The sequence below is a fragment of the Saccharothrix saharensis genome (assembly GCF_006716745.1).
GTDB lineage: Bacteria > Actinomycetota > Actinomycetes > Mycobacteriales > Pseudonocardiaceae > Actinosynnema > Actinosynnema saharense.
Map to the genome: position 1 here is coordinate 8,205,174 of NZ_VFPP01000001.1, position 19,079 is coordinate 8,224,252.

Annotated in this window: 21 protein-coding genes; 13 read left to right on the plus strand and 8 right to left on the minus strand. The window is 72.9% G+C overall.

Annotation, left to right across the window (positions count from 1 at the left end):
• The first annotated feature begins 7 nt into the window (after positions 1 to 7).
• From FHX81_RS37205 to FHX81_RS37220, 4 genes are all read left to right on the plus strand, one after another.
• Positions 8 to 424: a DUF6069 family protein gene (locus FHX81_RS37205; protein ID WP_141983147.1), complete on the plus strand. Its 417-nt coding sequence runs from the start codon at positions 8 to 10 to the stop codon at positions 422 to 424.
• Between the two features lie 46 nt (positions 425 to 470).
• Positions 471 to 2,072 carry an MFS transporter gene (locus FHX81_RS37210; RefSeq protein WP_141983148.1) on the plus strand — a complete coding sequence of 534 codons (1,602 nt, stop codon included), beginning with the start codon at positions 471 to 473 and terminating at the stop codon, positions 2,070 to 2,072.
• Between the two features lie 31 nt (positions 2,073 to 2,103).
• Positions 2,104 to 3,018 (plus strand): NADP-dependent oxidoreductase, encoded by a 915-nt coding sequence (locus tag FHX81_RS37215; RefSeq protein WP_141983149.1) that lies wholly within the window; start codon positions 2,104 to 2,106, stop codon positions 3,016 to 3,018.
• Positions 3,019 to 3,131: 113 nt separating this feature from the next.
• Complete coding sequence (locus FHX81_RS37220) at positions 3,132 to 4,016, plus strand: NmrA/HSCARG family protein (protein WP_141983150.1); 885 nt, start codon at positions 3,132 to 3,134, stop codon at positions 4,014 to 4,016.
• 139 nt (positions 4,017 to 4,155) lie between these two features.
• Here the strand turns inward: FHX81_RS37220 and FHX81_RS37225 are convergent, their stop codons facing one another.
• Positions 4,156 to 4,797 carry an AfsR/SARP family transcriptional regulator gene (locus FHX81_RS37225; RefSeq protein ID WP_246108158.1) on the minus strand — a complete coding sequence of 214 codons (642 nt, stop codon included), beginning with the start codon at positions 4,795 to 4,797 and terminating at the stop codon, positions 4,156 to 4,158.
• A gap of 506 nt (positions 4,798 to 5,303) precedes the next feature.
• Here FHX81_RS37225 and FHX81_RS37230 point away from each other — a divergent pair.
• On the plus strand, positions 5,304 to 6,212 hold the full coding sequence (locus FHX81_RS37230) for an MBL fold metallo-hydrolase (protein ID WP_141983152.1): 909 nt from the start codon (positions 5,304 to 5,306) through the stop codon (positions 6,210 to 6,212).
• A gap of 4 nt (positions 6,213 to 6,216) precedes the next feature.
• Here the strand turns inward: FHX81_RS37230 and FHX81_RS37235 are convergent, their stop codons facing one another.
• Positions 6,217 to 6,720: a flavin reductase family protein gene (locus FHX81_RS37235; RefSeq protein WP_141983153.1), complete on the minus strand. Its 504-nt coding sequence runs from the start codon at positions 6,718 to 6,720 to the stop codon at positions 6,217 to 6,219.
• A 150-nt stretch (positions 6,721 to 6,870) separates the two neighbouring features.
• On the opposite strand from FHX81_RS37235, the gene FHX81_RS37240 reads away from it, so the two are divergent.
• The 6 genes from FHX81_RS37240 (at position 6,871) to FHX81_RS37265 (ending at position 13,590) form a co-directional block, all read left to right on the plus strand.
• Complete coding sequence (locus FHX81_RS37240; protein ID WP_141983154.1) at positions 6,871 to 8,469, plus strand: acyl-CoA carboxylase subunit beta; 1,599 nt, start codon at positions 6,871 to 6,873, stop codon at positions 8,467 to 8,469.
• Complete coding sequence (locus FHX81_RS37245) at positions 8,466 to 8,648, plus strand: acyl-CoA carboxylase epsilon subunit (RefSeq protein WP_141983155.1); 183 nt, start codon at positions 8,466 to 8,468, stop codon at positions 8,646 to 8,648. Before FHX81_RS37240 ends, FHX81_RS37245 begins: the two co-directional genes overlap by 4 nt.
• A gap of 19 nt (positions 8,649 to 8,667) precedes the next feature.
• Positions 8,668 to 10,419 carry an acetyl/propionyl/methylcrotonyl-CoA carboxylase subunit alpha gene (locus FHX81_RS37250; RefSeq protein WP_141983156.1) on the plus strand — a complete coding sequence of 584 codons (1,752 nt, stop codon included), beginning with the start codon at positions 8,668 to 8,670 and terminating at the stop codon, positions 10,417 to 10,419.
• A 291-nt stretch (positions 10,420 to 10,710) separates the two neighbouring features.
• Complete coding sequence (locus FHX81_RS37255) at positions 10,711 to 11,829, plus strand: sensor histidine kinase (protein WP_141983157.1); 1,119 nt, start codon at positions 10,711 to 10,713, stop codon at positions 11,827 to 11,829.
• Entirely contained in the window at positions 11,822 to 12,931 is a 1,110-nt protein-coding gene (locus FHX81_RS37260; protein ID WP_141983158.1) for a hypothetical protein, read from the plus strand. The genes FHX81_RS37255 and FHX81_RS37260 overlap by 8 nt, the downstream gene beginning before the upstream one ends.
• Positions 12,913 to 13,590, plus strand: coding sequence for a response regulator (locus FHX81_RS37265; protein WP_141983159.1), 678 nt, complete (start codon positions 12,913 to 12,915; stop codon positions 13,588 to 13,590). The genes FHX81_RS37260 and FHX81_RS37265 overlap by 19 nt, the downstream gene beginning before the upstream one ends.
• A 118-nt stretch (positions 13,591 to 13,708) precedes the next feature.
• Here FHX81_RS37265 and FHX81_RS37270 read toward each other — a convergent pair whose 3' ends face one another.
• Both FHX81_RS37270 and FHX81_RS37275 read right to left on the minus strand, forming a co-directional pair.
• Positions 13,709 to 14,104 carry an STAS domain-containing protein gene (locus FHX81_RS37270; RefSeq protein WP_141983160.1) on the minus strand — a complete coding sequence of 132 codons (396 nt, stop codon included), beginning with the start codon at positions 14,102 to 14,104 and terminating at the stop codon, positions 13,709 to 13,711.
• Positions 14,105 to 14,236: 132 nt separating this feature from the next.
• Positions 14,237 to 15,034, minus strand: a complete 798-nt coding sequence (locus FHX81_RS37275) for an alpha/beta fold hydrolase (RefSeq protein ID WP_141983161.1) — start codon at positions 15,032 to 15,034, stop codon at positions 14,237 to 14,239.
• A 343-nt stretch (positions 15,035 to 15,377) separates the two neighbouring features.
• On the opposite strand from FHX81_RS37275, the gene FHX81_RS37280 reads away from it, so the two are divergent.
• Positions 15,378 to 15,629 carry a type B 50S ribosomal protein L31 gene (locus FHX81_RS37280; RefSeq protein WP_141983162.1) on the plus strand — a complete coding sequence of 84 codons (252 nt, stop codon included), beginning with the start codon at positions 15,378 to 15,380 and terminating at the stop codon, positions 15,627 to 15,629.
• Positions 15,629 to 15,790, plus strand: coding sequence for a 50S ribosomal protein L32 (gene rpmF, locus FHX81_RS37285; protein ID WP_141983163.1), 162 nt, complete (start codon positions 15,629 to 15,631; stop codon positions 15,788 to 15,790). Before FHX81_RS37280 ends, rpmF begins: the two co-directional genes overlap by 1 nt.
• 14 nt (positions 15,791 to 15,804) lie before the next feature.
• On the opposite strand, the gene FHX81_RS37290 is transcribed toward rpmF, so the two are convergent.
• The 4 genes from FHX81_RS37290 to FHX81_RS37305 all read right to left on the minus strand — a co-directional run bounded on the left by FHX81_RS37290 (position 15,805) and on the right by FHX81_RS37305 (position 19,020).
• Positions 15,805 to 16,248, minus strand: coding sequence for a Clr5 domain-containing protein (locus FHX81_RS37290; protein ID WP_246108159.1), 444 nt, complete (start codon positions 16,246 to 16,248; stop codon positions 15,805 to 15,807).
• A gap of 66 nt (positions 16,249 to 16,314) precedes the next feature.
• Positions 16,315 to 17,214 (minus strand): LLM class F420-dependent oxidoreductase, encoded by a 900-nt coding sequence (locus FHX81_RS37295; RefSeq protein ID WP_141983164.1) that lies wholly within the window; start codon positions 17,212 to 17,214, stop codon positions 16,315 to 16,317.
• Between the two features lie 107 nt (positions 17,215 to 17,321).
• Positions 17,322 to 17,801 carry a carboxymuconolactone decarboxylase family protein gene (locus FHX81_RS37300; RefSeq protein WP_141983165.1) on the minus strand — a complete coding sequence of 160 codons (480 nt, stop codon included), beginning with the start codon at positions 17,799 to 17,801 and terminating at the stop codon, positions 17,322 to 17,324.
• Positions 17,802 to 17,949: 148 nt separating this feature from the next.
• Positions 17,950 to 19,020, minus strand: coding sequence for a methyltransferase (locus FHX81_RS37305; protein ID WP_211363670.1), 1,071 nt, complete (start codon positions 19,018 to 19,020; stop codon positions 17,950 to 17,952).
• Positions 19,021 to 19,079 lie beyond the last annotated feature (59 nt).

Here is a 19,079-nt window from a genome sequence, read left to right on the forward strand (position 1 = left end):
GGCGCGCATGACCACCACCCAGGCCCGGAGCACCAGGCGGCGCGACCGCGCGGTCGTCGCCGTGACGGCGGTCGCCACCCCGGTGGTCCTCTGGGCGCTCATCACCTACGCGTTCGGGTTCGACATCACCGTCCCGGAGAGCTTCGGCTCCTCGTCCCGCACCGCGCTCGAACCGGTCCCGGTCATCGCCACGGCCGTCGCGGCCGTGCTGGCGGGCTGGGCGTTGCTGGCGCTGCTCGAGCGGTTCGCGGGCAGGCGGGCGCTGACGATCTGGACCACCGTCGCGGTGGTCGTGTTCCTCGGGACGCTGCCCTACATGCCGGGCTTCACCGTCGCCGAACGCCTGCTGCTCGGCCTGGTCCACCTGTCGCTCGCCCTGGTCCTGGTCCTCGGCCTGCGCCGGACCGCACGGGCACGGCACTGACCGGACACCCCGCCGCGGCGGGCCGGAACGGAAACGAGGAGACGAAGTGAACCAGGACCTCGGTCACCCGAGGCGGTGGCGGATCCTCGCGGTGCTGGTCGGCAGCCTGATGGCGATCATCATCGACACCACCATCCTCAACGTGTCCCTCAAGACGCTGGCCGACCCGACCCGGGGGTTGGGCGCGACGCACAGCGAGCTGGAGTGGGCGCTCAGCTCCTACACCCTCGTGTTCGCCGCGCTGCTGTTCAGCTGGGGCGTCCTGGCCGACCGGGTCGGGCGCAAGCGGGTGCTCTCGCTGGGGCTCGCGCTGTTCGGCCTGGCGTCGGTCGGGTCGGCCTACTCCCAGGACGCGGTCCAGCTGGTCGTCGCCCGCGGCGTGATGGGCGTCGGAGCGGCCGCGGTGATGCCGTGCACGCTGGCCATCGTCGCGGCCGTGTTCCCGGCGCGGGAGCGGGCCAGGGCGATCGGCGTCTGGACCGCGGCCATCGGGGTCGCCCTCGCGCTCGGCCCGATCACCGGCGGCGTGCTGCTGGAGCACTTCTGGTGGGGCTCGATCTTCCTCATCAACGTGCCGCTGGTCGCCGCGACGCTGATCGCGGTGGCGCTGGTCGTGCCCGAGTCGCGCGCGCCGCGCGCCCGCGAGCTGGACGTCGTCGGCATGCTGCTGTCCGTCGTCGGCCTGGTGCTGATCGTGTACGGCGTCATCGAGGGCGGCCGGCTGGCGTCCTTCGCCGCGCCGCAGGTGTGGCTGACGATCGTGGCGGGCCTGGCCGTGCTGGTGCTGTTCGTGCGGCACGAGCGGCGCACCGCCCAGCCCGCGTTCGACATCGCCTCCTTCCGCGAGCCGGCCTTCACCGTCGCCATCGCGGCCGTGGGGCTGGTGTCGTTCGCGATGGCGGGCTTCCTGTTCTTCAGCGCGTTCTACATGCAGTCGGTGCGGGGTTACACGCCCTTGCAGGCGGGTGCGTGCACGCTGGCGTTGGCCGTGGCGATGATGGTCTTCGGTCCGCTCAGCGCGCGCGTGGCGGCGCGGTTCGGGCCCAAGGCGGTCTGCTCGGTCGCCCTGCTCGTCGTCGCGGTCGCGATGGGGGCGCTCGTGCTCATCGACGAGCGGACACCGCTGTGGGCGATCCTGCCGGTGTTCTTCGTGCTCGGCACGGGCATCGCCAACGTCATGCCACCGGCCGCGGTGTCGATCATGATGTCGTTGCCGCGGGAGAAGGCCGGTGTCGGCTCGGCCATGAACAACACCGTGCGCCAGGTCGGGCAGGCGCTCGGGGTGGCGGTCCTCGGCTCGGTGCTCGGCGCCGCCTACCGGTCCGGGATCGGCGACGCGCTCGGCGTGCTGCCGGTGGAGCGGCGGGCGGCGGCGGGCGAGTCGATCGAGGCGACGTTCGCCGCGGCGGCGGGCGCGGCCGACCAGGCGGGGGGTCTGATCGGCGCGGCCAAGGACTCGTTCGTCGCCGCCATGCACGTGAGCTCGCTGTGCGCCGCGATCGTGGCGCTGATCGGCGCGGCGGTGGTGTTCCGGTGGTTGCCGGGCAAGCCGCCGCCCGGCGCGGCGAACGCCTGGGGCGGGGGAGCCCCTAACAGCGGTCGGTCGTGGAAGCCCGACAGCGCGCCGGCGCCCACCGGTGAGCGCTGACGTGCCGCGATCACAACAACAGAGGAGTGCCATGTCCAAGGCGGTTGTCTTCTCCAGCTACGGGGGACCGGAGGTGCTGGAGACGATCGAGATCGAGGAGCCGCACGCGGGCGCGGGGGAGTTGCGCGTCCGGGTGCGGGCGGCCGGGGTGCAGCCCTTCGACACGATGGTGCGGCGCGGCGCGGTCAAGGGGTACGTCGAGGTGACGTTCCCGCAGACCGTCGGCAACGAGTTCGCGGGCGTGGTGGACGAGGTCGGCGAGGGCGTGACCGGCTGGGAGGTCGGCGCCGAGGTCATCGCGTTCACCACGATGAACGCGTGCGGCGAGGTCGTCGCGGTCAGCGCCGACCAGGTGATCGCGAAGCCGCCCGCGATGCCGTGGGAGGAGGCCGGGGTGCTGTCGGTGTGCGGGCAGACCGCGCACATCGCGCTGTCGGCGCTGAAGGTCGGCGAGGGCGACACCGTGCTGATCCACGGCGCGGCGGGCGGCGTCGGCACCATGGCCGTGCAGCTCGCGCGGGCGTGGGGCGCGACGGTCGTCGGCACGGCGAGCGAGCGCAACCACGACTACCTCCGCGAGCTGGGCGCCATCCCGGTCACCTACGGCCACGGCCTGGTCGAGCGGGTGCGCGAGGTCGCGCCGCAGGGCGTCGACGCCGCGCTCGACGCCGCGAGCCGGGACGCCATCGCGCCGTCGCTCGAACTGGTCGAGGACCGGGAGCGGGTCGGCACCATCGGCGACTACCTGGGCAGCAGGCAGTACGGCGTGGCCATGCTCGGCGGCACCCGCACGGCGGAGCGGCTGGCCGAGCTGGCGGAGCTCTACACGGCGGGCGGGCTGCGCATCCACATCCAGCGCGCGTACCCGTTCTCGGAGGCCGCGCGGGCGCACCGCGAGGTCGAGACCGGGCACGTGCGCGGCAAGGTCGTGCTCGTCGCCGACTGAGGTCCCGGGCTGCCGGTGGCGGGTCGATCGGTGTTCCACCAGGCTTCCAGCGGTCGGTGACACGGTGGGGCGACAGGCGAAGCCAAACGTGCCAACCGATGGAGGACAGACCGTTGCCCACAGACGAGAGATGGATCCTCGTGTTCGGCGCCACCGGCAAGCAGGGCGGCTCGACGGCCCGCCACCTGCTGGAGCGCGGCTGGTCCGTGCACGCGCTGGTGCGCGACCCGGACCGCCCCGCCGCCAGGGCGTTGCGGGCCGCGGGCGCGACCCTGGTGCGCGGTGACATGGACGACGCGGACTCGCTGCGCGCCGCCATGGCCGGCGCGTACGGCGTGTTCAGCGTCCAGACGCCGCTCGGCGAAGCCGGGGTGCCCGGCGAGGAGCGGCACGGCAAGCTCGTCGCCGACGTCGCGAAGGACGCGGGCGTCGGGCACTTCGTGCACAGCTCGGTCGGCGGCGCGGAGCGGCCGGAAGGCGTGCACTGGCGCGAGGCGAAGCTGCGGATCGAGGAGCGGATCCGGGAGAACGGCCTGCCCGCGACGTTCCTGCGGCCGGCGTACTTCATGGAGAACCTGGCCAACGACATGTTCCCGCCGACCCTGGTCGGCGACGAGCTGGTCTACCGCCGGGGCCTCGCCGACGGCGTGCCGCTGCAGATGATCTCGGCCGCGGACAACGGCTTCTTCGCCGCGGACGCGTTCGACGACCCGGACACCTACGTCGGCGCGAACGTCGACCTGGCCGGCGACGAGCTGACCGGGGACGAGATCGCGGCGGTGTTCCAGCGCCACACCGGGATGCCGACCCGGTTCGAGTCGATCCCGATGGCGGAGCTGGAGCGGACGAACCCGTGGCAGGCCGTCGCGTACGACTGGCTCAACCGGATCGGCTACACCGCCGACATCCCGGCGCTGCGCAGCCGGTACCCGGGGCTGGCGACCTTGGAGCACTGGCTGAAGAAGGTGGGCTGGACGCCGAGGCCGAGCACCGGCTGACCGGTCGTCCGGCCCGCAACGTGCGGCGGCTCCGCCGGGGATTCCCGACGGAGCCGCCGCACGTTTCTCATCACGAATATCTGGTTTTATGCGCAATGTCCGGTTCAATGCCCGTGGTGGTGATCGGCGACCGGACGGATCACGCGCTCGACGCCAACAGGTCCAGGTGCAGTCGGCGGACCTCGGCCATCGGTTCCAGCCCCAGTTCCTCGTCCAGGATGCGGCGCAGGTCCTGATAGGCCTGCAACGCCTCGGCCCGCCGGCCGCCGTGGCGCAGTTCGTGGATGAGCTGGCAGTGGAACCACTCGTTGAGCGGGTAGGCGACCACGAGCGCGCGCAGTTCGGGGATCAGGTCACGACGCCGGCCCAACGCGCGGTCCGCCTCGATCCGCAGTTCCAGCGCGCGGATGCGCAACTCCTCGAGGTGGCTGATGTGCCCCCGCAGCACGTCACCGCCGGAAATGTTGGCCAATGCCGGTCCGCGCCACAACGCCAATGCCTCCCGGAGGATGCGCGCGGCGTCGGCCGCCTGACCCGCGTCGAGCAGCGACCGACCCCGGGCGACGGAGTGCTCGAAGAGCGTGGCGTCGACCTCGTCGACCTCGACCCGCAATTCGTAGCCGGGCGGCCTGGTGACCAGCAGCGGCTTCCCGTCCCTGGTCAGCGCCTCGCGCTCGAACATCCGACGGGTGTGGTAGACGTAGGTCTGCAACGTGGTGAGCGCGCTGCGCGGCGGTTTGTCGTCCCACAGTTCGCGGACCAGCAGTTCGACGCTGGTCACTTCCCGCCTTAACGACAGAATCGCCAGTACCTTGCAGATCTTCTCGGAACTCGGTTCGATCACCCTGCCGTCGGCGAGTATGACCTCAATCGGTCCGAGCAGCCTGAACTGGAACACTCATCCCCCCAGTGCCTGATACGAGTCGGTTTCCCCCGAAACCGGCTCCGCGAGTCCTCCCCACGTGACTCCGCAGCGTCACACTAGCCACGGTCTGTGAATCCCGCAACGGGTTGTGCGCAATGATCTCGGGTATCTGTCCGGATCCACCTTTCCGCTGTTCAGGTGGCGACCTCGACTCCGTCACGCACTGCGCTGAAAGCGCAACTCTGCGGAACACGCGAATTGGCCGACGATATGTCCACGGCGTGGGGAAACACGGATGGTTTACCGCACTGGTCCGATCGGATGACTTTCGCCTATCCACCGGCGCGGCCCACGGTACCACCGCGATCCCGGCTTGAGCGGAATTCGAGTGGATCACGACCCGGACCGGCGATGCTCCGCGGATGACCCTCGCCTCCCGCACCGCGCTGCACGAGGTCGCCGACGGCATCTTCGCCCACGTCCAGCCGGACGGCGGGTGGTGCCTGAACAACGCCGGGCTGATCACGTCCGGCGGCGACGCCGCCCTGGTCGACACCGCCGCCACCGAGGCGCGGGCCACCCGCCTGCGCGAGGCCGTGCTGACCGTGACGCCCGCACCGCCGCGGGTGGTCGTCAACACCCACTCGCACGGCGACCACACGTTCGGCAACTTCGTCTTCCCGGAAGCCTTGGTGGTCGCCCACGAGCGCACCAGGGCGGAGATGGCGGAGATCGGCCTGCACCTGACCGGGCTGTGGCCGGACGTGCGCTGGGGCGGGCTCGAAGTCGTCCTGCCGACCCTGACCTTCCGCGACCGGCTCACGCTGACCGTCGGCGCCACCACCGCGGAGCTGCTGCACCTCGGCGTGGCGCACACGACCAACGACACCGCCGTGTGGCTGCCGGAGCAGCGGGTGCTGTTCGCCGGCGACCTGCTCATGGCCGGCGTGACGCCGTTCGTGATGACGGGGTCGGTCTCCGGTTCACTGGCGGTCACGGCGAAGCTGCGCGCGCTCGGCGCGGAGACCGTCGTTCCGGGGCACGGACCGGTGTGCGGCCCGGAGGTCTTCGACACCGCGGACCGCTACCTGCGGTGGGTGCGCGGACTCGCCGAGGACGGCATCGCGGCCGGCCTGACACCGCTGGAGACCGCCCGCGCGGCCGACCTCGGCGAGTTCGCCGAGCTGCTGGACCGCGAACGGCTGGTGCCGAACCTGCACCGCGCGTACGCCGAAGCGGCCGGTGCGGAGGAGGGCGCGGTGCTCGACGTCGCCACGATGTTCGGCGAACTGGTCGAGTACCACGGGTCCCTCCCCGTCTGCCACGCCTGAGGCGTCACCGCACGGGCGCCGGCACGCCGGGCCACACCGCGTACGACCGGCGCTGGTACAGCAGCGGGTCGCGGTCGGTGACCTCGGCGTGCCGGACCAGGCCGATCACCACGCTGTGGTCACCGGCCTCCACGATCCGCTCGACGGTGCACTCCGCGTGGGCCCGCGTGGTGCCGGACAGCACCGGCGCGCCGCAGGCGACCGCGGAGGGTCGCCACGGCAGGCCGGCGAACTTGTGCTCGGACCGCCCGGCGAACAGCTCGGAGGTCGCCTGCCCGCCGTCGCCGAGCACGTGCAGCACGAAGCCCTTCGACGAGCGCAGCGCGTGCAGCGTGCGGGACCGGCGGTCCACGCACACCAGCAGCAGGGGCGGCTCCGCCGAGATCGCGGCGAACGCGTTGCACGTGAAGCCGCGCGGCGCGCCGTCCGCGTCGACGGTCGTCACCACCGCCACCGCCGTGGGGAACGACCCGAACAGGTCTCGGAACACCGCACTGCTGACCGCCACGCTGATCACCACTTCCGGTCGAGGTGCGGGCAAGTCTCGGCGGCGGCGCTGGAACGGCGGTGGAGCCGCGCTCGGCTCCAGGGAGCGTCGAGTCCGCCTGGAGCGGCCCGCTTGAGACTCCACCGCACTGTGCGACCGGAAGGGGTGGACATGACGATCCTGGACGACAGGTCCCTCGCGGACACCGCCGCGCGCCGGCCCGACCTGCGGGAGCGGACGGCGGAACTGGCCCGGCTGCGCGGGCGGGTGCACGAGGGACCGAGCGCCAAGGCCACCGAGGCGCAGCGGTCCAAGGGGAAGCTCACCGCCCGCGAGCGGATCGACCTGCTCTTCGACGAGGGCAGCTTCACCGAGGTGGAACCGCTGCGCCGGCACCGGGCGTCCGGCTTCGGCCTGGAGGCGCGCAGGCCGCACACCGACGGCGTGGTGACCGGCTGGGGCCTGGTGCACGGCCGCACGGTCTTCGCCTACGCGCACGACTTCCGCATCTTCGGCGGCGCGCTCGGCGAAGCGCACGCGCAGAAGATCCACAAGGTGATGGACCTGGCGGAGGCGGCCGGCGCGCCGATCGTCGGGCTGTGCGACGGCGCGGGCGCCCGCATCCAGGAGGGCGTCACGGCGCTGGCCGGGTATGGCGGGATCTTCACCCGCAACGTGCGCAACTCCGGCGTGCTGCCGCAGATCAGCGTGATCATGGGGCCGTGCGCCGGCGGGGCGGCGTACTCGCCCGCGCTGACCGACTTCGTGTTCATGGTCCGCGACACGTCCCAGATGTTCATCACCGGGCCGGACGTGGTGCAGGCGGTCACCGGCGAGGTGATCAGCCACGACGGGCTCGGCGGCGCGGACGTGCACGCGACCGTGTCGGGCGTGGCCGGGTTCGCCTACGACGACGAGGAGAGCTGCTTGCAGGACGTGCGCTACCTGCTGTCGCTGCTCCCGGCCAACAACCGCGAGCTGCCGCCGCACGTGCCGTCGACCGACCCAGTGGACCGGCGCGGTGACGCGCTGCTCGACCTGGTGCCCGCCGACCCGAGCCGCGCCTACGACGTGCGGGCGGTGATCGCCGAGGTGGTGGACGACGGCGAGTTCTTCGAGGTGCACGAGAACTGGGCGACGAACGTCGTGTGCGCCTTGTCGCGGTTGGACGGTCACGTCGTCGGCATCGTGGCCAACCAACCCGCGGCCATGGCGGGCGTGCTCGACATCGCCTCCTCGGAGAAGGCGGCGAGGTTCGTCACGACGTGCGACGCGTTCAACATCCCGCTGGTGTCCCTGGTGGACGTCCCCGGGTTCCTGCCCGGCGTCGACCAGGAGCACGGCGGCATCATCCGGCACGGCGCGAAGCTGCTGTACGCCTACTGCAACGCGACCGTGCCCCGCGTCCAGGTGATCATGCGCAAGGCCTACGGCGGTGCCTACATCGTCATGGACTCGCGGTCGATCGGCACGGACCTGTCGTTGGCCTGGCCGGTCAACGAGATCGCCGTGATGGGCGCGGAGGGCGCGGCGAACGTGGTGTTCCGCCGGGAGATCGAGGCCTCAGACGACCCGGCCCGCACCAGGCGCGCGCGGGTCGAGGAGTACCGCGACGAGCTCATGCACCCCTACTACGCCGCGGAACGCGGTCTGGTGGACGACGTGATCGACCCCGCCGAGACCCGGCCGCGGCTCATCGCCGCGCTGGCGATGCTGCGCGCCAAGCACGTGCCGCAACCCGTCCGCAAGCACGGGAACCAGCCGCAGTGACCGGCATCCGGGTGGTGCGCGGCGACCCGACACCGGAGCAGGTCGCGGCGCTGACCGCGGTGCTGCTCGCCGCGCTCCGCGACCGCGCGGAACGACCGACGGCGGCCACCGCCGCGCCGTGGCCGCGTGGTCACGGCCCGGGGTGGACGTCGAGACCACTGCCGGGCTGGAGAGCCTGACGCACACCGGAGGGCACCGATGACCGCACGCACCGTCCTGATCGCCAACCGGGGCGAGATCGCCGTCCGGGTGGCGCGGGCCTGCCGTGACGCCGGGCTGCGCAGCGTCGCCGTCTACGCCGACCCCGACCGCGCCGCGCCGCACGTGCGCGCCGCCGACGTGGCGTTCGCCCTCGGCGGCGACCTGCCCGCGACCAGCTACCTCGACGGCGCGAAGGTGCTGCGGGCGGCCGAGCGGTCGGGGGCGGACGCGATCCACCCCGGCTACGGCTTCCTGTCCGAGAACGCCGACTTCGCCCAGTCCGTGCTGGACGCGGGTCTGCTGTGGATCGGCCCGCCGCCGCACGCCATCCGCGCGCTCGGCGACAAGGTAGCGGCCCGCCGCATCGCGCACCGCGTGGGTGCTCCGCTGGTCGCGGGCACACCGGAACCGGTCACCGGGCCGGGCGAGGTCCTGGAGTTCGCCCGCGCGCACGGGCTGCCGGTCGCCGTCAAAGCCGCCCACGGCGGTGGTGGCCGCGGTCTGAAGGTCGCGCGGACGATGGCCGGAATCCCGGAGCTGTTCGACTCCGCGGTGCGCGAGGCGACCCAGGCGTTCGGGTCCGGCGAGTGCTTCGTCGAGCGCTACCTCGACCGGCCGCGGCACGTCGAGACGCAGTGCCTGGCCGACCGCCACGGGACCGTGGTGGTCGTGTCGACGAGGGACTGCAGCCTGCAACGACGGCACCAGAAGCTGGTGGAGGAGGCGCCCGCGCCGTTCCTCACCGATCGGCAGCGCGAGCGGCTGGTGTCGGCGTCCAAGGCGATCCTGCGCGAGGCCGGGTACGTCGGCGCGGGCACCTGCGAGTTCCTGGTCGGCCAGGACGGCACGGTGTCGTTCCTGGAGGTCAACACCAGGTTGCAGGTGGAGCACCCGGTGACCGAGGAGGTCACCGGCGTCGACCTGGTCCGGGAGATGATCCGCGTCGCCGAGGGCGAGCCGTTGGGGTACGAGGAGGTGCCGTCGCGCGGGCACTCGATCGAGTTCCGGATCAACGGCGAGGACCCGGGCCGGGGCTTCCTGCCCGCGCCGGGGACGATCACGCGGTGGGTCGTGCCCGGCGGTCCCGGTGTGCGCGTCGACGCCGGGGTCGAGGCGGGCTCGGTGGTCGGCCCGGCGTGGGACTCCCTGCTGGCCAAGCTCGTGGTCACCGGCAGCACCCGGGAGCAGGCGCTGCGCCGGGCGCACCGGGCGTTGCTGGAGTTCGAGGTCGACGGCGTGCCGACCACCCTGCCGTTCCACCGGTCGGTCGTGCGCGACGCGGCGTTCGCCCCGGAGCTCGACGGCCGGGACGACGCGTTCGACGTGCACACCCGGTGGATCGAGACCGAGTACGTCAACGCCGTCCCGCCGTTCGAGGCGACGTCCGGTGACGTCGAGGCGCCGGCTCGGCGGACCGTCGTGGTGGAGGTCGGGGGACGGCGGCTCGACGTGACGCTGCCCGCGTCCCTCGGCGGCGCGCCCGTGCCCCGGCCGCCCCGCCGCGCGGCCGGGCGGGGGAAGGCGGCGGTCAGCGGGTACGCGGTGGTCGCGCCGATGCAGGGCACGGTGGTGCGGGTCGCGGTCGGCGACGGCGCGGAGGTGGCGGAGGGCGACCTGATCGCCGTGCTGGAGGCGATGAAGATGGAACAGCCGTTGCACGCCCACCGCGCGGGGACGGTCACCGGGTTGGCGGCGCTCGTGGGTGCGACGGTCTCGGGCGGCGACGTCGTCTGCGAGATCCGCGACTGACCGGTGAACGGTGCCGGCGACGTCGTGCGGCCGACGACGTCGTGCGGCCGGGGTCGCTCGGTCGGGGCGGTCGGGGACCGCTTCGCTGCCTCGGCCCACCGGGACGGTGGTCCACGTCAGCCTCGTGCACCTCGGCGTAACGGAGGTGGACCCGCCCGACGGCGGGACCGCGACCATCCGCTGGGGTGAGGTCCCGACCTGCGAGAGTGCCTGAAACGCCCCATCCGGCGAGCGGGAGCCGGTAACGTGCCGTTCCGCACGAGTGCTCGGGGGGCGGGGCGAGGTGGGGGCGTGCCGGGGCAGGCGGAACTGGTGCTGCGGCGGTTCGGCCGGCGGTACGCGGTGCTGGTGCGGCTGCTGACGCTGCTGCCCGTCTGCGCCATCGCCCTGCTCCGGGTGACGCCGGAGCACCTGGCGGCGACCGCGGTCACGATCGGCGTCGCCGCGCTGTGGACCTGCGCGTACGCGTGGTGGCTGCCGAGGACTCCCGGCACCGCGCCGGTCGTCGTGGACGTGGTGGTGTTGCTCGGCGTGTGCCTGAGCGCGTACCCGACCGACGCGATCGACCACCGCAACGTCGGCTGGATCAGGCTCCTCGTCACGTTCGCGTGCGTGACCTACCAGTGGCACACCTCACCGCGGGCGGGCGTCGCCGCGGCCCTGGTGGTCGACGGCGCGATGCTGGTCGTCACCACCACGGGTGGCGCGGACGGCGACGTGGTGCTCTCGCAGGCGTGGGTGCTGGTCGCCACCGCGCTGTCCCGGGCCGCGTGGCTCCTCGTCCGGCGGGCCGCCGAACGGGCCGACCGGATGGCCGCCGACGCGGCGCGGGCCGAGCGGGAGTCGTCGGTCGCCGCCGCCGTGCGCGCCGAGGAACGCGAGTTCGCGGCGTCGCTGCACGACACCGCCGCCGCGACGCTGCTGATGGTCGGCAGCGGGCAGGTGCGCGAGGACAGCGCCTGGCTGGCCGCGCAGGCGCGCCGCGACCTGGACCGGCTGCGCTCGGGCGGCACCGGCGGTGCCCGGCACACCGACCTCGTGCGGCTGCTGCACGCCGAGGTCGAGGCCGTGCACCTGGACGTCGAGCTGGACGCCCCCGAACGGCTCGTGCTGCCGTCCGACGTGGCGGCGGTGTTCGCCGACGCGACCCGGGAAGCGCTCAACAACGTGCGGCGGCACGCGGGCACCTCGCGGGCGTCCATCCGGCTCGGCGGCGACGAGCGGCGGCTCGCGCTCGACGTCGCCGACCGCGGTCGGGGGTTCTCGCCCGACGCCGTCCCGGCCACGCGGCGCGGGCTGCGGGAGTCGGTGCACGGCCGGTTGCGCCGCATCGGCGGCACGGCGACGGTCCGGTCCACCCTCGGCACGGGCACCGTCGTCCGGCTGGAGTGGGGTGATGGCGGTGAGTGACGTCGTCGGCCACCAGGCGCGGGCGCAGCTGCTGTTCGGCTTGCGCGTGGCGACCGCGCTGGTCGGCGCGGTGGTCGTGGGCGGGCTCGGACTGGGCAACCTGGTGCGCCGCTGGGAGTCCCACGACCTGCCGCTCGCGCAGGTGGCGGCGTTCGCGGTGCTGGCGGCCGTGATCGCGGTGGAAGCCGTGCTGCTGGCCCGGCGCCGATCGTGGGGGCGGTGGGGCCCGCTCGCCGTCGCGGCGGTGCTGGCGGCGTTCGCGCTGGCCACGGTGACGCTGCCGGAGGGGCGCACCGCGTCCGCGGTGGACTGGGCGTTCGGCGCGGCCAACTGGGTCGGCCTCGTGGTGCTGCTGGAACGCCCGCTGTGGACGGTGGTGGCGTTCCTGGCGGCCCACGAGTCGATCGCCCTGGTGAACCTGCTGCTGGTCGCCGACGTCGACAAGGGCGACCTGGCCCGGCTCGCGACCGGCTCGGTCAACGTGATCGGTTTCCCGTTGTGCGTCGCCGTGGTGGCCTCCGTGCTGCACCGGCTCGGCGCGGAGGCGGCCGCCGCGTGCGCGGTCGTGGAACGGGTGCGGACCGCGGACGCCGTCGCGGCCGAGTCCCACCGGCGCAGGCAGCAGCGGTTCGCCGAGCTGTCCGCGGGCACGATCCCGCTGCTGGCGGGGCTCGCGGACGGCTCGCTCAGCCCCGAGGACGCCGCGGTCCAGCGGCGCAGCGCGATCGAGGCCGCGCGGGTGCGGCGGCTGTGCGCCGAGACCGACGTGGTGACCAACCCGTTGCTGCACGAACTGCGCCACTGCGCGGACATCGCCGACCGCAAGGGCGTCGTGGTGGAGCTGGAGGCGCGCGGCCACTGGCCGACGCCGCCCGTCGCCGTCCGGCGCGACCTGACCGACGCCGCGCTCACCGCGCTGGCCACCGCCGGGTCGTGGGCGAGGGTCACGGTGGTCGGCGACGACGACCTGGTGTCGGTCAATGTCGTCGCGGACTGCGACGACGTCGTGCCGCCGCGCCCGTCGACGCCCGGCGTGCGGGTCGAGCTGCTCGGTCACGGCACGACGACCTGGGTGGAGGCGACGTGGCAACCGACGGCGTGATCACGGCGGTGATCGTGGACGACCACGCGGCGATCACCGCGGGCGTCCGGTACTGGTGCGAGCAGGCCGTGCCGCCGATCCACCTGGTCGACGCGGGAGCCAGGCTCGCCGCCGTGTGGACCGGGCCCGGCGCCGCCGCCGACGTGGTGGTCTTCGACCTGGAGCTGGTGCCCGGCCGGCCCGACTTCGCCGAGCTGCGCAGGCTGGTCGACCACGGTCGGCGCGTCGTCGTGTACTCCCAGCACGCGGACGCGGCCACCGCGCTCAAGTGCGTTGACCTCGGTGCGTTGGCCTACCTGACCAAGCGCGAGGGCCTGGACCACCTGATCCCCGCCCTCCGCGCCGCCGCACAGGGCCTGCCGTACACCGCGCCGTCGCTGTCGGGTGCGCTGGCCGCGGACGACGCACCCGACCGGCCGCGGCTGTCGCCGCGCGAGGCGGAGGTGCTGCGGGCGTGGTTCACCTCGTCGTCCAAGGAACTCGTCGCCGCCAAGCTCAACATCACGGTCAAGACCGTCGACACGCACATCGCCCGCGCGCGGGTGAAGTACGCCAACGCCGGGCGGACGGCGCGCACCAAGAGCGAGCTGGTGAGCCGGGCGCTGGACGACGGGCTCGTGACGCTCGCCGAGCTCAACCGGTCCGACACCCCGGGATGAGGCGTCGCTGTCGGGCGTTCACCCGACAGCGGGACGACCCGCACCCGCGTACGGTCGGCACGCGGTGGCCGCCCGCGCACCGCGCCTTCGCGGGGTGGGCGCGGTGGGCGGTCCCCGGCTACCGGAGGGGTGTGGACAGGTCGTCGACCCGCACGGCCGCCAGCGCGTCCCGCACGGTGGGGTGGATGGTGACCAGGCGGCGCACGTCGGTGATCTCGAGGGGCCGCAGGACGGCACGCCGGTCGGTCGCCACGGCCAGCGCCACGCCGCGGTCCGCGGCCTCCACCACCGTCTCGACCACCAGTTGGATGCCGGTCGAGCCGAAGAAGTCGACCCCGGTCAGGTCGAGGACGAGGCCGGTGGGCCGCCGGTCGAGCTGGTCGGCCACCGCGGCCCGGATCGACTGGTCGCAGGCCATGTCGATCTCACCGGCGACCTCGACCACGGCGACGCCGCCGTGGTGGTGGACCCGGGTGGTGGTGGGGGTGGTGGTGTCGTTGCCGAACTCGCCCATCGGGCACTCCTCGGGCTGGTACGAGAACCAACAACCGAGCTTCTGCTCAACCCGAATCGTCGCTCCGCGCTGGGTGGTCGTGCGGCTGGACACCTTCGACGGTACGCCGGCGGTGGCGCCACGACCAGGTCGTCACCCGGTTGTCGACGAGTCGTTCGGCCGACGGTGCGACAGCAGGGGCCGGACGAGGTCGGCGAGGGCGTCGGCGGCGGAGTAGTTCAGGGCGTGGCCCGCGCCGGGCACCTCGACCAGCCGGCCGTCCGGCAGCAACCCGGCGACTTCGGCGGCCCACTCGTGGGACACGATCGGGTCGCGGCTGCCGCGGGTGACCACGGTCGGCGTGCGGACGTGCCGCAGCTTGTGCTCGATCGGGTCGTCCAGCAGGTGGCGGAACGTCGCGGCCATCCGGCGCGGCCCGCAGGTCAGGTAGTCGAGGCCGACCACGAACGGCAGCGTCGGCCGTTCCCGCGGGATGTCGGCCGCGAGCCGGGCGAGCTGCCGCACCGCCGAGCGGGCGTGCCGGTCCATCGTGGGGCTGATGAGGACGACCGGGCCGAGCAGGTCGGGGGAGTGCGCGGCGAGGTCCACCACCACCTGGCACCCGCCCGAGTTGGCGACCAGCGTCGCGCCGCCGCGCCCGGTCGCCCGCAGCCAGTCGGCCAGGGCGCGGGAGAGCCCGCGCACGTCCAGCGGCTCGGCCGGGCCGGGCGTGCGGCCGAAGCCGGGCAGGTCGGGCGCGGCCACTCGCGCGCGGGGTGCGAGCCGCCGTGCCAGTGGCAGGAAGTAGCGGTGCGAGCACCCCAGGCCGTGCACGCACACCACGTCCGGCGCGTCGGACGCGCCCAGCACCCCGGCGTGGACCCCGGCGGTGACCTCGTGCTCGAACCCGTCCGGCCGACGCCGCTTCACCACGTCCGTCACGGTGCGCATGCCGTGGGGCATACCCCCCGCCGGTGCGGGCGAACCGGAGCGGGAGCAGCCTCCGGCCGCGCCGGGGGGAGGGGCGGCGGCCGGAGGCCGGCAAGGGGGTCGGCGCGGCGGTCGCCTCTCGGCGAGTGGCTCGACGCGGCTCCAGCCGGACGGTATTCCGCGAAGGCGATGGGTGAGGCCCGGGGACACGGACCGCACCGACCACTGGTCACAACGGTCCGGCGCGGTCCGCTGTTCCCGGCCGGGAGTGCGTTCCGTCACCCGACGCCACAGTGTGAAACGACAATCGTTTCCGTTAGAGTGGTGCCCCGGCCGTCGGGCCGCACGACCAGATGGAGGAGCTGTGAAGCAGGGCATCCACCCCGACTACCACCCGGTGGTCTTCCAGGACCTGTCGACGGGGAAGGCGTTCCTCACCCGGTCCACGGCCACGTCGGGCAAGACCGTCGTCTGGGAGGACGGCAACACCTACCCGCTCATCACCGTGGACATCACCGCGGACTCGCACCCGTTCTGGACCGGCACGCAGCGCCTGGTCGACACCGCGGGCCGGGTGGAGAAGTTCAACCGCCGCTACGGGAAGAGGTCCCGCTGATGGCCGTGCCCAAGCGCAAGACCTCGCGCAGCAACACCCGCCACCGCCGGGCGCGGTGGAAGGCGACCGCGCCCGACCTGGTCCCGGTCACCACGCTGGACGGCCGCAAGCTGACCGTGCCGCGACGCCTGGTCGCCGCGTACCGCCGGGGGCTCATCTGACGGTCCGGCCGGCGTCAGGCGTCGGTCGGCGCGGTGCCGCCCTGGGCGTCGGCCGAGAGGTCCTGCCAGTCGTCCCACATCTTCAGCCGGGACTCGTAGGCCTGCCGGATCGTCGGGTGGAAGCCGTGCCGTAGAGGACCCGCAGGGGCTGCTCGGGCAGGTCCACGAGCTTGAGCAGCGCTCGGGCGGCCGCGGCGGGGTCGCCGGCGGGCTGCCGAGCGTCTCCGACTGGTCCGCAGCTCCCGCCCGCTCAGCTCCTGCACCGCGCCGACCTGGGCGTAACCCGCGTTGTTCACCACCACGTCGAGCCGGCCGAAGTGCTCGACCGCCCGCCGCACACCGTCGACGACGGCGGCCTCGTCGATCACGTCCAGCTCGACGGGCGGCACCGCCTCGCCGTAGGTGTCGACCAGGTCGGCGAAGCCCGCCGTGCCGCACGCGCTCGTGACACCCGCCACACGCGACGGGCCCCGCCGGGACGTCACCGGCGGGGCCCGCTGCCGAACGTCGACAGTGGAGCGTGCTCAGGAAGTGGAGCTGTACATCGCGTCCGCGACGTCCTTCAGGAACTTCCGCTCCACGCCCGTCGGGAGCATGACCACGATGCGGTCGACGCCCGCCTCGTGGTAGTCGTCCAGCTTGTCGAGGTGGGCGAGGAAGACGGTGATCTCCATGGGCCCGCGACCGGCCGCGGCGGCGCGTTCCCGCAACTCGGCGACCCGGGCCTTGAACAGGCCGGGGTCGGCGTGGTGACCGGGCATCCACCCGTCGCCGAAGGCCAGCACCCGGTCGAGCACCGTCGGGCCGTCACCGCCGACGAACACCGGCGGGGCGGGCTGCTGCACCGGCTTCGGCCACGAGTAGATCGGGTCGAAGTCGACGTACTTGCCGTGGTACTCGGCCTTCTCCTCCGTCCAGATCAGTCGCATGGCCTCCATCCGCTCGGCCATGACCGACATCCGCTTGCGGTACTCGACGCCGTGGTTGCGGATCTCCTCGTGGTTCCACGGCGAGCCGATGCCGACGCCGAAGATCATCCGCCCGTTCGACAGCCGGTCCAGGGTGGCGACCTGCTTGGCCAGCCAGATCGGGTCCCGCTGCACCACCAGGCAGATCCCGGTGCCGATCCGCAGGGTCGACGTGACCGCCGCCATCGCGGTCAGCGTCACGAACTGCTCGCGGTTGCGGTAGAAGTCGCGGGGCATGTCGCTGCCCGCTTCCTCGAACCCCTCGCTCAGGTCCTTGCGCTCGGCGATGTTGACGGTCTGCTCGTTGCCCGTGCCGAAGCGGATCGAGCGCCGCACCGGCACGTGGCTGTGGTCGGGCACGAACGCCGACTCCAGTCCGAGCCCCTCGGCCTCGCGGGCGAGTTCGAGCGGGTCGAGGCCCTCGTCGGAGTTCATGGAGAACACACCGAACTTCATTGTTCCAAACCTCTGCTTCCCGTCGCGGACGTCGAGTCCGCCGGTGGTGAGTCGTGCGGTCGCCGGTGGGACGGCACCGGCGGTCCCGGCCGGGCGCTCCGGCGTCGTCAGAGGAGCACCTGGCCGGCGTGGTAGTCGCCGGCGTGGGGCAGCTGGCTGATCACGTTGATGCGGTTGAAGGCGTTGATGATGGCGATGAGGCCCACCATCGCGGCCTGCTCTTCCTCGTCGTAGTGCTTGGCGACCCGGGCCCACACCTCGTCGGGGACGCCGCCTGCCGCGTCGGCGATGCGGGTGCCCTCCTCCGTGAGCTCCAGCGCCGCGCGCTCGGCGTCGGTGAACACCGTGGCCTCACGCCAGGCCGCGACCAGGCTCAGGCGCACCGGCGTCTCACCGGCGTGCAGCGCTTCCTTGGTGTGCATGTCGACGCAGAACGCGCAGCCGTTGATCTGGCTGGCGCGCAGCCGCATCAGCTCCGCCGTCGCGTCGGGCAGCTTCGACTTCGCGACCACGTGGTGCGCCGAGGTGATGTACTTCAGGACCTTGACCGCGACCTGGTTGCCGAAGAGGTCCAGGCGAGCTTCCACGGTGTGCTCCTCCGTTGGTGGTGCTGTTGGTGACACCTCTCCGACGAGGCAGCCCGGTGAGATGTGAGGAGCGGATGCCCCCACGTCCGTTTCCCGCCGCGCCACCCGCGACCCGACAGGGGCGGGCGACGCGGCGGGAGCGGCGGCGTCAGGCGATCTTGCGCGCGGTCAGCACCGCTTGCAGCGGCAGCGCGTCCGCCGGGATGGCGGCCGGGTCCTCGACGACCACCTGGGTCATCTCGAAGCCGCACTCCTCCAGCCAGCCGCTCCACGTCGACAGCTTCTGCGGCCCGCCCTGTCCCATGGCGCAGCCGAGGAAGAACGCCGGGTAGAAGTCGACCGAGCGGGAGTCGTGCTCGCGCACGTTGTCCTGGTAGACCGGGACCAGCACGCTGACCTGGCCGCCGACGTCCAGCGACTTGTTGACGTTGTGCAGGATCCTGAGCACCTCGCTGCGGTCCCACAGCGTCAGGAAGTGCCGGATCAGCACGATGTCGAAGCCCGGCGGCACCTCCTGGAAGACGTCGCCGCCGATGAACGAGCAGTGCTCGGCCACGCCGTTGGCCCGGAAGTTCTCCAGCGCCTCCTGCTCCTTCTCGGGCAGGTCGAACGTCGTCACCGTCAACCCGGGCGAGGCCTTGAGCCGGTAGGTGTTGATCGCACCCAGACCGGTGTTGCCGGCCAGGTCGAGCACCCGGGCGCCGGCCGGCACGTCCACGTTGTCGAAGAACCACGGGTCGACCCGGGCCGTGCCCGCGTCCATCGCGGTGGCCCACGACTCGCGCAGGTCCTTGTGCTCGGCCACGGCGCCGAACAGGTTGCCGTCGTAGCCGTAGAACTCCTTGAGGCCGACGACCGTGCCCGCCTTCACGCTCTCGGACAGGTAGTAGAGCTGCCGGAGCATGGTGACCTTGACCAGGTCCATGAAGACGAGTGCGCGGTCCAGGTCCTCCTTCGGCAGGTCGGCGAGCGCGTCGAGGGAGTAGCCGCCCGTCGCCGCGTCGTAGGCCAGGAAGCCCTCCTTGACGGGCAGGTGCAGGAGCTGTTCCACGTGGTCCGGTTTGGCGCCGACCGCATCGCCCAACTCGACCGCGCTCGCCCCGGGCTTGTCCCGCAGCGCGTCGATCAGGCCGAGCTCGAAGCAGGACAGCAGGTTCGCGAAGCGCGCGGGTCCCACCATGTAGTCGCGGAACTTCGCGAGCGTGGCTTCAGGCGTCATCAAACACAATCCTTAGAGTCCGTTGTATCCACCGCCGGAGCACTCGGCTCGCAGCATCG